Below are 14608 nucleotides of genomic sequence, written 5' to 3'. Positions count from 1 at the left end.
TTTTTACGACAAGGCCAAGATTGCCACAAAACTGTCATTATATATTGTCACAAATGTGATAAACTAAACATGTTTATTCGATATATTTTTTGGATTTGGAGGAACTTGCGATGAACGTGCCTATGTTGGATTTGAGCGAACAGTATGAACAATTGAAGCCGGAGATCATGCGTGTATTGGACGAGGTGATGCGTTCTTCCCGCTTTATTTTAGGGGACTATGTAAAGAAAATGGAAGCGGAAATTGCCGCCTACAGCCGGGCGAAACACGGAATCGGCTGCGGCAACGGAAGCGATGCGATACATATTGCTTTGCAAGCGGCTGACGTCGGGCCAGGGGATGAAGTCATTACCACATCGTTCACGTTTTTTGCGACGGCTGGAGCCATCGCGCGGCTTGGCGCCAAACCGGTGTTTGTCGATATCGATCCGGTGACGTTCAACATCGACCCTAGACAAATCGAAGCTGCGGTAACAGAGAAAACGAAAGCCATCATCCCGGTGCATTTATACGGGCAAATGGCGGATATGGAGGCGATCGCTGCGATTGCCAAACGTCATGGGTTGGTTGTCATTGAGGACGCCGCCCAGGCCATCGGCGCCAAATACCACGGGAAGTGCGTTGGCGAGCTGGGGACAGCGGCGACGTACAGCTTCTTCCCGACGAAAAACTTGGGCGCCTACGGGGATGGCGGCATGATCATTACGAACGATGATGAATTGGCGGAAAAATGCAGGGTGATCCGCGTTCATGGCAGCAAGCCGAAATATTACCATCATGTGCTTGGCTACAACAGCCGTCTCGATGAGATGCAAGCGGCGATTTTAAGCGTTAAATTCCCGCATCTGGATCGTTGGACGGAACAGCGGCGCCAGCATGCGGCGACGTATACGCGCCTGCTGCAGGAGGCGGTCGGCGACCTTGTCGTGACGCCGAAAGAGGTCGAGGGGTGCTATCATGTGTTCCATCAATACACGATTCGCGTGCCGAAGCGCGACGAGCTGCAGGCGTTTTTGAAAGAACAGGGGATCGCGACGATGGTGTACTATCCGCTGCCGTTGCATCTGCAGCCGGTGTTTGCTTCGCTCGGGTATAAGGAAGGGCAGTTGCCGGAGGCGGAAAAAGCAGCGAAAGAAGCGCTGTCGCTCCCGATGTTCCCAGAGCTGAAAGAGGAGCAGCAACGATACGTCGTGGAGAAAATCGCAGAATTTTACCGTCATTTCGTTTGATCGTCCAACCTGTCAAAGGAAACGTCACTTGCATACAGCGATGGCGTTTTCTTTGGCGTTGGATCGTTTGTTTTGTTCACAACACTTTGTTATTTTATGATAAGGGATGGTGGCCGGATTGACGGCGGAAAAACGACCGTTTGTGCTATACGAATATTTGCGCTTTTTTTGGCAGCGAAAATGGTGGTTTCTTCTCATTCCGCTTGCGACGATCGTGTTGACCGTCATCGCAGGGAGGCTTTTGTTGCTGGGGGAGAAGTATACGGGGAAAGCAGTCGTGTTTACGGGATCAATTGACGTAAAAGAGTTGACGGATCCGAAAAATATAGAAGCGAAGTTTCCTGAGGTGAAAAACTTGGACGTCGTCGTTCCTGAAGAACAGTACGTGCAAATCACAGTCAAAGGCGACGATGAACAAGACGTGAGCCGGGAATTGAAGCATGTGGTGTCGGAATACAGCCAGGAGCTCGAGCGCCATTCACAAGAGCGGATTGATGTCACTACGAAATACTTGCATGCGCTGGAAGAACGTGAGCGCGCATTGCAGCAAAAAGTTGATTATTATAGCAAACAAGTCCAGTCGGGCCGCTTGAATCCGGAACAGCTTGATGACATCAGTGACTTGTTGGTTGAGTCGGAAAACAATTTGACCGAAGTGATGGAGCGCGTCAATCGCATCCGCGGCAATCTTGTCTTTTACGAAAAACCGTCCGTATTGTCGGAAACGGTGGGGAAATCGAACACGTATACCGGGCAGCTTGCGGCGATCGGCCTTGTCCTCGGCCTGTTTTTGACGGTTGTTTGGCTGACGCTTTGGAAGTATGTATTGGACGCGAGGAGGTACTATTCTTCATGATCCGTTTTGCTATTGTCGGCATGGGACATATCGCGAAAAAACATATCGATGCCATTGAAAAGGCGGACGGCGCTGAGCTGGCGGCCGTGTGCGACACGAACCCGGAGCGGCTGAGCGATGTATCGGGGGTTCCGGTTTACACTGATATGGAGACGATGTTGAAGGAAAACGAACAGATCGATGTCGTCAACATTTGTGTTCCGTCCGGATTGCATGCGCCGTTGACGAGGTTAGCGGCCCGTTATCGCCGTCATATCATTGTGGAAAAGCCGATGGCGCTCTGCACGAACGATGCTGAAGAGATGATCGAGGCGGCGAAAGAATACGGCGTGAAGCTCGCGGTCGTTCATCCGAACCGCTTCCGTCCGGCCATTCGGAAGCTGAAAGAGGCGATGGAGCGCGGGATGTTCGGAAAACTGAGCCACGCGAACGCCACGGTGCGCTGGAATCGAAATCAAGCCTATTACGATCAGGCGGCGTGGCGAGGGACGAAAGCGTTCGATGGCGGCGTTTTGATGAACCAAGCGATTCACAATTTGGATTTGCTGCTTTGGTTGATGGGACCGGTCAAGGCGGTGCAAGCGATGGCGGCGACTCGTCTGCGCAAGATTGAGACGGAAGACGTCGCGGCGGCGGTCGTGGAGTTTGAAAGCGGAGCGCTTGGCGTTATCGAAGCAGCGACGACGATTTACCCGCAAAACTTAGAGGAATCGATCGCCATTTTCGGCGAAACGGCATCAGTGAAAATCGGCGGCCGGACGGCGAACTTTATCGAAACGTGGGAAGCGGAAGGCGTCAGTGAGGAAGAGCGAGCCAAGCTCATCGATGAGATCAACGCCGACCCGTTTGGCAAGCCGGGACACCAATGGATCATTGAAGATATGGTGCAAGCGATTCGCGAAAACCGCGAGCCGATCGTCAATGGTTGGGACGGACTGGCTCCTGTTCGGCTGATCGAAGCCATTTTGCGTTCGGCGGAAACCGGGACAAGAGTGCAATTATCTCAGTAAGAAAGGAATGAGAAGAATGAACTACGCGGAACGGCTGTTGCAAAAGTTTGAGAAACGCGACGCGGTGATCGGCGTGGTTGGGCTTGGCTACGTCGGGCTGCCGCTGGCAGTCGAAAAAGCAAAAGCAGGGTTTCATGTCATCGGCTTTGACATCCAACAAAGCCGCGTCGATCAAGTGAACAATGGCATCAACTACATTGGCGATGTCGTTGATGAAGATCTGCATGAAATGGTCAAACAAGGACGGCTGGTAGCGACGACCGATTACGCCCGGATTGCGGAAGTCGATGCCGTGGCGATCGCGGTGCCGACCCCGCTTGATGAGCATCATCAGCCGGATACGTCGTACGTTGAAAACTCGGCGAAGGAAATCGCGAAATATGCCCATGAGGGGATGCTCGTCGTTTTGGAATCGACCACCTATCCAGGGACGACGGAAGAAATTGTGAAGCCGGCGCTGGAGCAAAAAGGACTTGTCGTCGGGGAAACGGTGTTCGTCGCCTATTCGCCGGAGCGGGTGGACCCGGGCAACAAGCAGTTTAAGACGAAAAATACGCCGAAAGTCGTCGGCGGCGTGACAAAGACGTGCACGAAAGTGGCGGCGGCGATGTATCGAGCCGTGCTTGAAGGCGATGTCCATGAAGTGTCGAGTCCAGCGGTGGCGGAAATGGAGAAAATTTTTGAAAACACGTTCCGCCATATCAACATTGCGTTAGCGAACGAAATGGCCATTTTGTGTGAACGGATGGGTATTGATGTCTGGGAAGTCATCGATGCAGCGAAAACGAAGCCGTATGGATTTATGGCGTTTTACCCGGGTCCGGGGCTTGGCGGCCACTGCATTCCGATCGACCCGTTTTATTTGACATGGAAAGCGCGCGAATACAACTACCATACGCGCTTGATCGAGCTGGCTGGCGAAATTAACAACGCCATGCCGGAATATGTCGTCAACCGCGCGATGCTCATTTTGAACGAAGAAGGGAAAGCGCTGCGCGGTTCGAAAGTGACGGTGCTCGGCGTCGCCTACAAAAAAGATATTGATGATGTGCGCGAATCGCCAGTGTTGAAAATCGTCGAGCTGCTCGAGCAATACGGAGCGGAGTTTGCGGTCGTCGACCCGTATGTTCCGTCGTTCCGGGCGTGCAACCGAGTGGTGGAAACGGTTGAGCTGACGCCGGAATTGCTGGAGCAGTCGGATCTTGTCTTGATTGCGACCGACCATTCCAACATCGACTATGAAATGGTCGCTCGTCACAGCCGCGTTGTGTTTGACACACGTAACGCCATGAACGATGTGTCGAAACCGACCAAATACGTCAAATTGTAAGCGAAGGAGACGAAACGATGCATATTGTCGATCCCTCTGTTGTTTGCGGTGAACGTGTCGAAATCGGCCATTTCACTGTCATCGAGGCGAATGTAAAAATCGGGAATGACGTTAAAATCGGCCATCGCGTCACGCTTCACGAAGGAACGGTCATTGGGGACGGCGTGACGATCGCCGACGGCGCGGTGCTCGGCAAACCGCCGAAGCCGGCGAAAACGAGCACCGTCAAGCTGTCGGGGGAGCTGCCGCCGCTTATCATTGGCGACCATTGCACGATCGGCGCCAACGCTGTCATCTATCGAGGCGCAACGATCGGCGCCTACACATTGATCGCGGATTTGGCGAGCGTACGCGAGAACGTGCAAATCGGCCAATATGTGATCGTCGGACGCGGGGTGTGCGTCGAAAACCACGTCCAAATCGGCGATCGGACGAAAATCCAGTCGAACTCCTATATCACGGCGTACACGACGCTCGAAGATCATGTGTTCATCGCCCCGTGCGTCACGACGACCAACGACAACTACATGGGACGGACGGAGGAGCGATTTGCGAAAATCAAGGGAGCAACCATTAAGCGCGGGGCACGTGTTGGCGGGGGCGCGATTTTGCTGCCGGGCGTGACGGTGGCGGAAGAAACGTTCGTTGCCGCCGGAGCGCTCGTAACAAAAGATACGGAACCGAAAACCGTCGTCAAAGGATTCCCGGCCCGTTTCAGCAAAATGGTGGACGAGCGGGAGTTGTTGTAAATTGTTCGCAGCATTCAAGCGTTTAGGAGCGGATTCGCTCCTTTACGCGTTTATGAACGTCGGCACGAAGCTGATCGCGTTTTTGATGCTGCCAGTTTATACAAGCTATTTGTCCAAGGCGCAGTACGGAGCGGTCTACTTGATTGACCAATGGACGTCGATGCTGACGTTTCTCGTCATTTTTGGAACGGATTCGGCGCTCTCTTTTTATTATTATGATACCGATGACAAAGAGAAGCGCCTTTTGTATGTGCGGAATGTCATGTATGTTCGGCTGTTCATAGTCGCTCTCTTGTTTTTCGCCGTTGTGGTGGCTGGACCATGGATAGCGCATGCCCTGTTGGATGAGCCTGGCGATGTCGATTTGTTGTATCTGAGTCTTATGACCTTGTTGCTTGATACGATTTTCGTTGTAGCGACAACGGTCATGCGCTTTGAATTTCGGACGAAATCGGTCGTCATCTGGACGTTGGTGAAGATGTCGCTGGTCGCTGTGCTGTCGTACGCGGCACTCCGTTGGTTGGCGGCCACTCCCGAAGGATTGCTGATGGGCCGCCTAGTCAGCAGCGCACTCGTCTTTTTGTTGATGCTTCACTTCACAGTAAAGTACATGGTGTGGCGTGTGCGTTGGGATATAGTCAAGCAGCTTTTGGCTTACGGGGCGCCGCTTGTGCCGACTTCGCTCGCCTTTTGGGCGATCGCCAATGTCAGCACATTGTTTCTCAAACATTTTGCCTCATTGGAGGAAGTGGGAGTATTTGGGGTAGCCTTACGGTTGGCGACGGTGATTACCTTGATTACGAGCGGGGTGCAAATGGCTTGGCGGCCGTATTCGATGTCGATGAAAGATCGCCCTGGACACCGTGAGCTGTTTGCGAAAGTGTATATGGCGCTTCTTGTCATCGGAGCCGTGGGTTTGGTGGCGATCGCGACGGTAAGTCCGTGGCTGGTCGAGGCGTTTTTCAAGCCGGAATATCGGGAAGCCTCCGCTTATATCCCATTTTTGTCGGCCGTGACCTTTTTAAATTTTTATTATTTGATTTTGTCCACCGGTTTATTTTTGACAAAGGAAACCGGCTATATTTCACGAGTGTTCACGTTAGCAGCGCTTCTTCACCTTGGGTTGAACGCCGTTTTGGTGCCGCTTTGGCTCAGCTGGGGGGCGGTTGCAGCCAGCCTGATCACATATCTGATTGCTGTGGTTTTCATTTTTCGCAAAAGCCAGCAAGTGTATCCCGTGCCGGTGTCATGGAAAAAGATGAATTTTATTTTGGTCGGTACATTGCTCGCCCTCATCGTCATCGTCTATGTTCAGCAGACGCCGCTTGCTGACGGTTGGGTGCTCGCTGGTTGGGGCTTGTTTGCCGCCATGCTGTTTGCCACCCGGGTTGATCGTGATTTGCGGCGTCCGGTGCGCACGATCGAGGGGGAAAATGTGCAAAATACTTGATAACCGGTCATCTGATCTAGAAGGCCGGTGATTTACTCGCGCAACTGCTTCCCAGCATTGTTTCTCAAATAGAAAAGCCTTGCAACAATGCAAACTTTTTTCGTCAACTAAAGGAAACCAATGTTTTTCACCAACCGTCTAGGAGGTGTTTCAGATGAAAATTGCCACCGTGTTGGGCGCCAGACCGCAGTTTATCAAGGCTGCCCCCGTCTCGCGCGTCTTGCGAAAACAATATACCGAAGTGCTGATCCATACCGGGCAACACTATGATCCCAATATGTCGGCCATTTTTTTTGAGGAGTTGAACATTCCGACGCCTGACTACTATCTTGGGGTAGGCTCAGGCAGCCATGGAAAGCAAACAGGGGAAATGCTCATCAAAATTGAGGAAATCGTTCTGAAGGAAAAACCGGATTATGTGCTCGTCTATGGCGATACCAACTCGACGCTCGCGGGCGCTCTTGTCGCGGCGAAGCTCCATATTCCCGTCATCCATGTCGAAGCCGGACTGCGCAGCTTCAACAAGCAGATGCCGGAAGAAATCAACCGCATTATGACCGATCATGTCTCCGAGCTCTTATTTTGCCCAACGGAGACAGCCGTGGAAAATTTACGCAAAGAAAACATTACGCGAAACGTCTGGAATGTCGGCGACGTCATGTATGACGCCATTTTGTACAACAAAGCGCTCGCACAGCGCCAATCGACGATTTTGGCTGATTTGTCGCTGGCCGAACAATCCTACTACTTAATCACCATTCACCGAGCGGAAAATACCGATGACCCTGACAAATTGAAAGCCATTTTGGCTGCCTTTGCGGACATCGACGGCACGAAAGTGTGGCCGATTCATCCGCGGACGCGGCATAAGTTGGAAGAATACGGGTTGGACATCTCAACGATCCCCGGGCTTCGGCTGATCGATCCGGTCGGTTATTTGGACATGCTGAGGTTGGAGAGCGGCGCGAAAAAAATCATCACCGATTCAGGCGGCGTGCAAAAGGAAGCCTATTTCCTGCGCGTGCCTTGCGTAACGGTACGCGAACAAACTGAATGGGTGGAAACGCTCGAAAGGGGAGCGAACATCTTAACCGGCACGGACCGCGAGAAGATCGTCGCAGCGGTTCGCAGGGAAGTCGCCCCCGTTTATGCGGACGTCTTTGGCGATGGGCATGCGGCGGAGAAAATCGTGGCGGCGATCGGGCAGCGATAAGGGTGCGTCGGCATGTTGGACGTGTTGATCTGGTTGATCGTTTTTGTCGCCTCCACCTTGATGTTTCGCTATGCAGCGGGGACGCTTTCATTGACGGCGCCGAACCTAGTGTCGATGGTGTACTATTACTCGTTTCTTCTGTCGAGCTTCATTGGCGCGTTGCTGATCGCATTAGGAATCGATCATTACTACATGATTCGCAAATTGTTTCGGCCCGAAGAATACCGGCAGATCGGGTTTTTCGTCGTCAGCTTCGTTATGATACTGTTCCCGTTGTCGATGGTGGTCGTTTCAAGGCTGTTCGGATTTGAAGCTAGACAGGAGTTTCGCGCTTATATGCGCAAGCCGCTTTCCCCGTTGACCGGAGCGACAGGCAATCAAGTGTTTTATTCGTTTTTGGCCCTGTCCCTGCTCAGTTTTGCCGCCATTGCGTACATGATTTGGAAAACGCCGACGATTCCAGTGTTTGCGCTATTTACTGGGACAGACGAAAGCTTGGCGGCGTTGCGCATTGAGGCATCGCGTCATTTTGCCGGAAATGTGCTGTTTCGCAATATTTTTGCCATTACGCTTACGCCGCTGTTATCATTGGCCGCCTATTTGTTTGCCGTGCTCACAAACGAATGGCGGTGGAAGTTGTTGTTTCTTGGCCTGTTCGTCGGAGCGGTATTTGTCAATGTGTATGATTTGGCGAAGTCACCGATTTTCTTTTATGTAATGATGTTTTTGCTCCTGCGCATTTATGTGGGAAAAACAAAGCTATCGGCGGGGAAACTAGCGCTCTACGGTGGGGTCGGGGCGCTCGTGCTCATCGGCATGTACATGGTCATCCAAGGGGTGCGGGACATTGACACGTTTTTGTCTTATAATAAAGGTCCTATTGGCCGTATGATTTTCGCGCAAATCGCGCCGACGTTTCTTCATTTGAACATGTTCGGCGAAGCGCTGCCGTTTCTTTATGGGAAAAGTCTTCCATCCTTTTTGACCAACTTGTTTGATGTTGAGAATGTTCGCTCCGCCCGCCTCGTGATGGCGCACGTATTCCCGGAGCGGATCGAAGACGGGACAGGAGGAGTGCTCAACACGCTTTTTGTCGCTGAGGCGTATGCGAACTTCGGCTATGTGGGAATCGTCGTTGGCACGCTCTATGTCGGCGTTGTGACGCAGCTGTTGTACATTGGGTTTCTACGTCTTCCGAAAAATCCTTTATTTTTAAGTTTGTTCGTTTATTTTTCCATTAACATCCCCCGCACCCTTGTCGGTGGGTTCACCGATTTTTTGTTCAATCCGACCTGGGTGCTGATCGTGGCGTTGTTTGGCGGTATGGCGCTATGGCTGCGGGTGCAGGGGGACTTACGGGCATGGTTTGCAGCGAAAAGGCGAATCACGGATGAGGGATGAATGATGAAAACCGTATTGATTTATTACCCGTTTTCACTCGCCGCAGAACGAAACAGCGGGTCCAAGCTGCGGCCGTATGAAATGCATCAGGCGTTTTTGCGTTGGGGAGCGAAGGAGGGAGTGGACGTTCTTCTGATCGCTGGCACGTCCGCCGAGCGGGAAAAGCAATTTCAAGAGCTCCGCAGCCAAGGCAAGCTCGATGATGTCTTGTTTTGCTATATGGAAAACCAGACGATTCCGCTATGGCTCACTGACCCGGGACACCGGCCGCAGCGTCCGTTCGTCGATCGCGATGTGCTCCGCTACCTGAAAGGCCGCAACGTTCCCATTGGCGTCTTTTACCGCGACGTCTATTGGAAGTTCCCTGATTTGTATCCGCTCCGCGGCTGGAAAAAAGCGGCCATGCAAATGATATACCGTTGGGAAGAACGGTTTTATGAGCGGTACTGCGATGTCATCTTTTTGCCGAGCCTCGAAATGGGAACATACGTCGCGATCCGCCGCCCGATGGCCGATTTGCCGCCGGGAGGGAAGCAAAAGCCGTTTCAGCGGTCTAGGACGGCAAAACAGCCGTTGAATGCCATTTATGTCGGCGGCATCAACAATGCCGACTACGGGCTTCCGCTCCTGCTTGAGGCGATTCGCCTAGCCAATCGCCGTGAGCCGCTTGTTTCGCTCACCATCGTCTGCCGAAAAGACGAGTACGAGCGGCAGCCGCTTGCGGTGAAAGAAGAGCTTGCCGACCTGCAAGTGCGCGTCGAGCACGTCAGCGGCGAAGCGCTCGACCGTTTGTATGCGGAGATGGATTTCGCCTTCATCCCGCGGCGGCGGAGCGAGTACAATGATTTTTCCGTTCCCGTCAAACTGGTCGACTATCTGTCGAGCGGCCTGCCGATTGTTGCCACCGCTTGTTCGGCGCAAAAGCGATTGATTGAAGCGGATGGGTATGGCGTCATTTGCGACGACAACCCGTCGTCGATGGCAGAAGCGATCGCCAAGATGGCGGACATGCTCGAGGAGTGCCGCTTGCGCATTGCGCAGACGTTTATGGCGAAACATTCATGGGAAGCGAGAGTGGAAAAGGTGAAAGAAACGTTGGTGGGGGGCCTCCGATGAAAGTCGCCTTATTGGCTCCGAGCAAATCGATCCATACGCATAAGTGGGCCCGCTTTTACCACACGCAAGGCATCGACGTGAAAGTCGTGACGTTTAAAGACCATTACGGGGCGGAGCAAGCGAAAGAAGTCGAGACAGTCGTGCTGCCGAAATGGCTGCCGGGGAAGTTGTCGTATTTTTCCACTGTCTTTGCGCTAAAGCGCCTGCTCGCTTCGTTTCAACCAGATATTTTGCACGCTCATTATGCCTCCAGCTACGGGTTGATCGGGGCGCTTGCGGGGTATCATCCATTTTACGTCTCCGTCTGGGGGCGCGATGTGTATCAGTTTCCGAATGCCAATCGCTGGAACCGGCGGATGCTTGAATATACATTGCAGCGAGCGGATGTCATTTGTTCGACAAGTTATGTGATGGCGAAAGAAACTGGAAAGTATACGGACAAACCGATCGAGGTGACGCCGTTTGGGGTGGATGTCGCCCGCTTCAAACCATTGCCGAAACAGCCGAAACGGACCGTGACGATCGGCACAGTGAAAGCTCTTTCGGATAAGTACGGGATCGCTGATTTGATTCGAGCGTTTGCCGTTGTGCACGAGCGGCATCCACAAACGGAGCTGTTGATCGTCGGCGATGGACCGCAGCGAAGTGAATACGAGGAGCTGTGCGTCCGCCTCGGCATCCAATCCGTGACGACGTTTGTCGGCAAAGTTCCGAACGAACAAGTGCCACTGTACATCAATCAAATGGATATTTTCGCCGTGCCTTCGACGGAAGACAGCGAAAGTTTTGGCGTTGCCGCCGTCGAGGCGATGGCGTGCGGCGTTCCCGCTGTCGTCTCCAACGTCGGTGGGTTGCCGGAAGTCGTCCGTGAGGGAACAACGGGGTTGATTGTGCCGAAAAACAGTCCGGAAAAGCTAGCGGAGGCGTTCGAACGGCTGTTGCTTGATGAGAGTCTGCGGCAACGAATGGGGGAAAACGGCGTCAACCATGTTCATGAACATTACGATTGGACGGAAAATGCGATGCGCATGATCCGCTTGTATGAACAAACGTTGAAAGGCGGTGGAGGGAGTCGATGAGGAACAAAACCGTCATGTCAGCCGGTGCGGTTGGTGCTCGTTGGTTGCCGAAAGCGGCGGCTAGGACGCGAAGCCGGCGGCTTTACGTTGGCAAGCTCATGATGGCCGTTGGCTTGCGGCAACGACTATACATCCAAGGACAGCGGAACGATGTCAGGGGGGCGTTGCCCGTTTTCCACGCCTCGTTTGCGCTCACCTCTTGGCGCTCGAAACGGAACGTTTGTTGGCGATTGTGGGGGAAAGTGGTGGGGAGCGGACGATGAGGATCATTTACCTATGCCAACACTTCCCACCGGAAACGGGCGCACCGCAAATTCGTGTGTATGAGGTGAGCAAAGAACTGATCAAACGGGGGCATCAAGTGGAAGTGCTCACGGCATTCCCGCATCATCCGCACGGCGTGATCCCGGAGCCATACCGCGGCCTGTTTTATTTGTTTGAACAATGGGACGGCATTCCCGTTCATCGGACATGGATTTATCCGTCGCCAAAGGGGAGCTTTTGGAAGCGACTTGCTTCGTATTTTTCATTTACGTTCAGTTCGTTTTATTCATTGCTTGTGAAAGCGAAGCCGACGGATGTGATCATTTGCAATTCCCCGCCGTTGTTTTTAGGGATCACCGGGTACGTGGGCGCGAAGTGGAAACGGGCGAAGTTTGTTTTCAACGTCGCTGACATTTGGCCGGAATCGGCCGTTGAGCTCGGCATTTTGAAAAATCGGCTGTTCATCCGAATGGCGAGATGGCTCGAGCTGTTTTTATACCGGAAGGCTTGGAAAATCGCGGCTGCGACAGAAGGCATTCGCGATTATATGATTGAACAAGGAAAGGCGCCCGAGGATGTCTTTTTACTGCCGAACGGCGTCAACACGGATGTGTTTCGCCCGCTGCCGAAAAACAAAGAGTTGCTTGCGGAATTAGGGCTCGAAGGAAAAGTGGTGTTTACGTACGCCGGAACGATGGGATACGCCCAAGGGCTCGATTCGGTGTTGCGGGCGGCGGCCATCGTCAAAGCAAAAGATGAACGGGCGCATTTCCTGTTTGTCGGCGACGGCCAAGAGCGAGAAACGTTGATGGCGTTAAAAGAAGAGCTTGGCCTTGACAACGTGACGTTTTACGGATCCGTTCCGGTTGAGAAGATGCCAGCGATTTTCTCCATCACCGATTACAGCATCGTTTCGTTGCGCAATATCGATTTGTTTAAAGGAGCAAGGCCGTCGAAAATTTTCCCAGCGATCGCCACCGGAACCCCGGTGCTGTATTGCGGCGAAGGGGAGAGCGCAGAGATTTTAGAAACATACCATTGCGGAAAAATCGCCCCTCCAGAAAATCCTGAACAGATCGCTGCCGCGGTTCTCGAGTTGCTTTGCCTTCCGAGCGAGGAATACGAAAAGATGGCGGAAAATGGGCGCAAGTTGGCGGTCGAGCAATACTCATGGATCCGCATTGTCGACGATTTGCTTCACGCCCTTAGCGATGAAACAAATCGCGAATCCGTTTGACCGGCAGAACAATAAAAAAGAAAGGGCATCCAGCTTATAAGCTGACGCCCTTTCTTTTCTTTTCGAGACAAAGTGGCATGTTTCGTCTGGATAGATGCAACGAAGACATAGAACAAATTCTTGACGAAAAAACGGTTCGTCCATGTTCGACTGGCGAAAGCAAGCCAAGGTGTGACGGAAGACCGAACAACCGCCTGCTTCACAGACTTCCCGATGTGGAAGCGGCGTGGTTCGGACGCTCGACAGTCGATCCCGTCCTCAGTAAAAACTGTACGGGAAAACTTCAAACATGGTCTCTATATGGAATGATCGTTTTCTTTATCCAATGGCTATGCGATCACTCGAACGAGACTTCCGCCCCACGGAAGTAATGCTCTAAAATTTGCTCTGCCGTCCATCCGCGCTCGGCGAATGCTTTTGCTCCGTATTGGCTCATGCCGATCCGGTGCCCCCATCCTTTTCCAGTAACAGTGATCGAGCTAACCCCTGACGGCGAGGCAGAAAGCGGCGCGATGCCATCCGTTGTTTGCACCTTGATTCCTTCGACGCCGGCGAGCGAAACGGTTCCGCTCCCTGTTTGGACGGAGTAAGATGACAAGGAAGAGGCGGCGATGTTGCCGCTGGCCGTTTGAATCGACACGGATGGTCCGTTTTTTTGCACTTGAATGTCAAACCAGTTGGACGGCAAGATGCCGTAGAATTGATTGCCGTCTAGCGGGAACAGTTTGCGGATGGTCGTCTCATTGCCTTTCACCGTTTTTTCGCCTGCCGAGGTTTCAATCGTGACGGCACCCACTTCTCCGTTCGCGCCGGTTTTGGCAATCGAAACGTCGTATAAAACGACTGATGGATCGGTGAACCCGAACGAACGCAACAGCACAGCTGGGGAGAAGGTGAATGACCATCGGCTGTATGGCGATGATTCATACGGGTCATCGACGCTCGCTAAATATGGGTAGGAGGTTTGCGACGAGTTCCAGACGTCGCTTACATTGGCGGTTTTGCCGCCGCTTGTCGAATGGTAATACGTTTCAACGACACTGCCATTATATTTCAGATACAATCCTCTTGTCGCATCCACTGCTGCGTTTGATCGTGGAGATTCTCCATCAAATCCTTTATACGTCTGTGTGTTTGGATTGGTCGTCAAACTTGTTTTATGTTTATAGGCATAGTTTCGGGCCGCAATGGCTTGCGCCTTCAGTGCTTCGAGCGGCCAAGAGGCGGGCATCTCGCTCGGTACGACTCCTTTTAAGTAATCTTCCATATCTAAAATATTGACAGCATACAAAGCGTTGCTTTGCAAGCGAATGTCGACACTACCGCGATAACGGGTTTGATTCACTTTCACCAGCGATAACGGCGCAGTGCCGATCGTTTCTTGAATGGTAAATCCCGCGCTTGAAAAATCCGTTTTTCCGTTGTACGTGACAAACACGGTCGAAGAGGAAGACCCGAATGTCAGGCTTGTCCCGCTTGGCAGCGGGGTGATCGTCAACGTCTCTTTATTGACGATTTGATAGTTTCCTTCGACGGCGACTGTCAGCGATGTCCCTTTATATACAAGGACTTGCACGGGATTGTTGTACGTTTTCACCCCAGCGGCGTTCGAAGCGGAAGGAGAGATGATGAGCAAAAACAGGCCGACGGCCAACCACGCTAATCTTTTCACCG

General features: G+C 52.6%; 13 protein-coding genes. 12 read left to right on the top strand and 1 reads right to left on the bottom strand.

All coding sequences use genetic code 11. The annotated features are described in order from the left end of the window. Positions 1 to 110 precede the first annotated feature (110 nt). The 12 genes from ACTVIM_RS15620 (at position 111) to ACTVIM_RS15565 (ending at position 12934) form a co-directional block, all read left to right on the top strand. Complete coding sequence (locus ACTVIM_RS15620) at positions 111 to 1229, top strand: DegT/DnrJ/EryC1/StrS family aminotransferase (RefSeq protein ID WP_445613125.1); 1119 nt, start codon at positions 111 to 113, stop codon at positions 1227 to 1229. A gap of 118 nt (positions 1230 to 1347) precedes the next feature. After that, positions 1348 to 2085 (top strand): lipopolysaccharide biosynthesis protein, encoded by a 738-nt coding sequence (locus tag ACTVIM_RS15615; protein WP_445614373.1) that lies wholly within the window; start codon positions 1348 to 1350, stop codon positions 2083 to 2085. Continuing rightward, a complete protein-coding gene (locus ACTVIM_RS15610) occupies positions 2082 to 3095 on the top strand; it encodes a Gfo/Idh/MocA family protein (protein ID WP_445613124.1) in 1014 nt (337 codons plus the stop codon). The genes ACTVIM_RS15615 and ACTVIM_RS15610 overlap by 4 nt, the downstream gene beginning before the upstream one ends. A gap of 16 nt (positions 3096 to 3111) precedes the next feature. Next, positions 3112 to 4425: a nucleotide sugar dehydrogenase gene (locus ACTVIM_RS15605; protein ID WP_445613123.1), complete on the top strand. Its 1314-nt coding sequence runs from the start codon at positions 3112 to 3114 to the stop codon at positions 4423 to 4425. Positions 4426 to 4442: 17 nt separating this feature from the next. Then, positions 4443 to 5174, top strand: a complete 732-nt coding sequence (locus ACTVIM_RS15600) for an acyltransferase (protein WP_445613122.1) — start codon at positions 4443 to 4445, stop codon at positions 5172 to 5174. A gap of 1 nt (position 5175) precedes the next feature. Then, entirely contained in the window at positions 5176 to 6624 is a 1449-nt protein-coding gene (locus tag ACTVIM_RS15595; RefSeq protein ID WP_445613121.1) for a lipopolysaccharide biosynthesis protein, read from the top strand. Positions 6625 to 6778: 154 nt separating this feature from the next. Further along, a complete protein-coding gene (gene wecB, locus ACTVIM_RS15590; RefSeq protein WP_445613120.1) occupies positions 6779 to 7837 on the top strand; it encodes a non-hydrolyzing UDP-N-acetylglucosamine 2-epimerase in 1059 nt (352 codons plus the stop codon). Between the two features lie 12 nt (positions 7838 to 7849). Further along, a complete protein-coding gene (locus ACTVIM_RS15585; protein ID WP_445613119.1) occupies positions 7850 to 9238 on the top strand; it encodes an O-antigen polymerase in 1389 nt (462 codons plus the stop codon). Then, positions 9239 to 10354 carry a glycosyltransferase gene (locus tag ACTVIM_RS15580; RefSeq protein ID WP_445613118.1) on the top strand — a complete coding sequence of 372 codons (1116 nt, stop codon included), beginning with the start codon at positions 9239 to 9241 and terminating at the stop codon, positions 10352 to 10354. It begins immediately after the preceding gene. Next, positions 10351 to 11433 (top strand): glycosyltransferase, encoded by a 1083-nt coding sequence (locus ACTVIM_RS15575; RefSeq protein ID WP_445613117.1) that lies wholly within the window; start codon positions 10351 to 10353, stop codon positions 11431 to 11433. Before ACTVIM_RS15580 ends, ACTVIM_RS15575 begins: the two co-directional genes overlap by 4 nt. After that, a complete protein-coding gene (locus tag ACTVIM_RS15570; RefSeq protein WP_033022526.1) occupies positions 11430 to 11696 on the top strand; it encodes a hypothetical protein in 267 nt (88 codons plus the stop codon). The genes ACTVIM_RS15575 and ACTVIM_RS15570 overlap by 4 nt, the downstream gene beginning before the upstream one ends. Then, entirely contained in the window at positions 11693 to 12934 is a 1242-nt protein-coding gene (locus ACTVIM_RS15565) for a glycosyltransferase family 4 protein (RefSeq protein ID WP_445613116.1), read from the top strand. Before ACTVIM_RS15570 ends, ACTVIM_RS15565 begins: the two co-directional genes overlap by 4 nt. 337 nt (positions 12935 to 13271) lie before the next feature. Here the strand turns inward: ACTVIM_RS15565 and ACTVIM_RS15560 are convergent, their stop codons facing one another. Then, on the bottom strand, positions 13272 to 14606 hold the full coding sequence (locus ACTVIM_RS15560) for a SpoIID/LytB domain-containing protein (RefSeq protein WP_445613115.1): 1335 nt from the start codon (positions 14604 to 14606) through the stop codon (positions 13272 to 13274). Positions 14607 to 14608: the final 2 nt, after the last annotated feature.

This window comes from Geobacillus sp. YF-1 (assembly GCF_052692335.1).
This window is presented reverse-complemented; position numbering and strand designations above follow the sequence as displayed.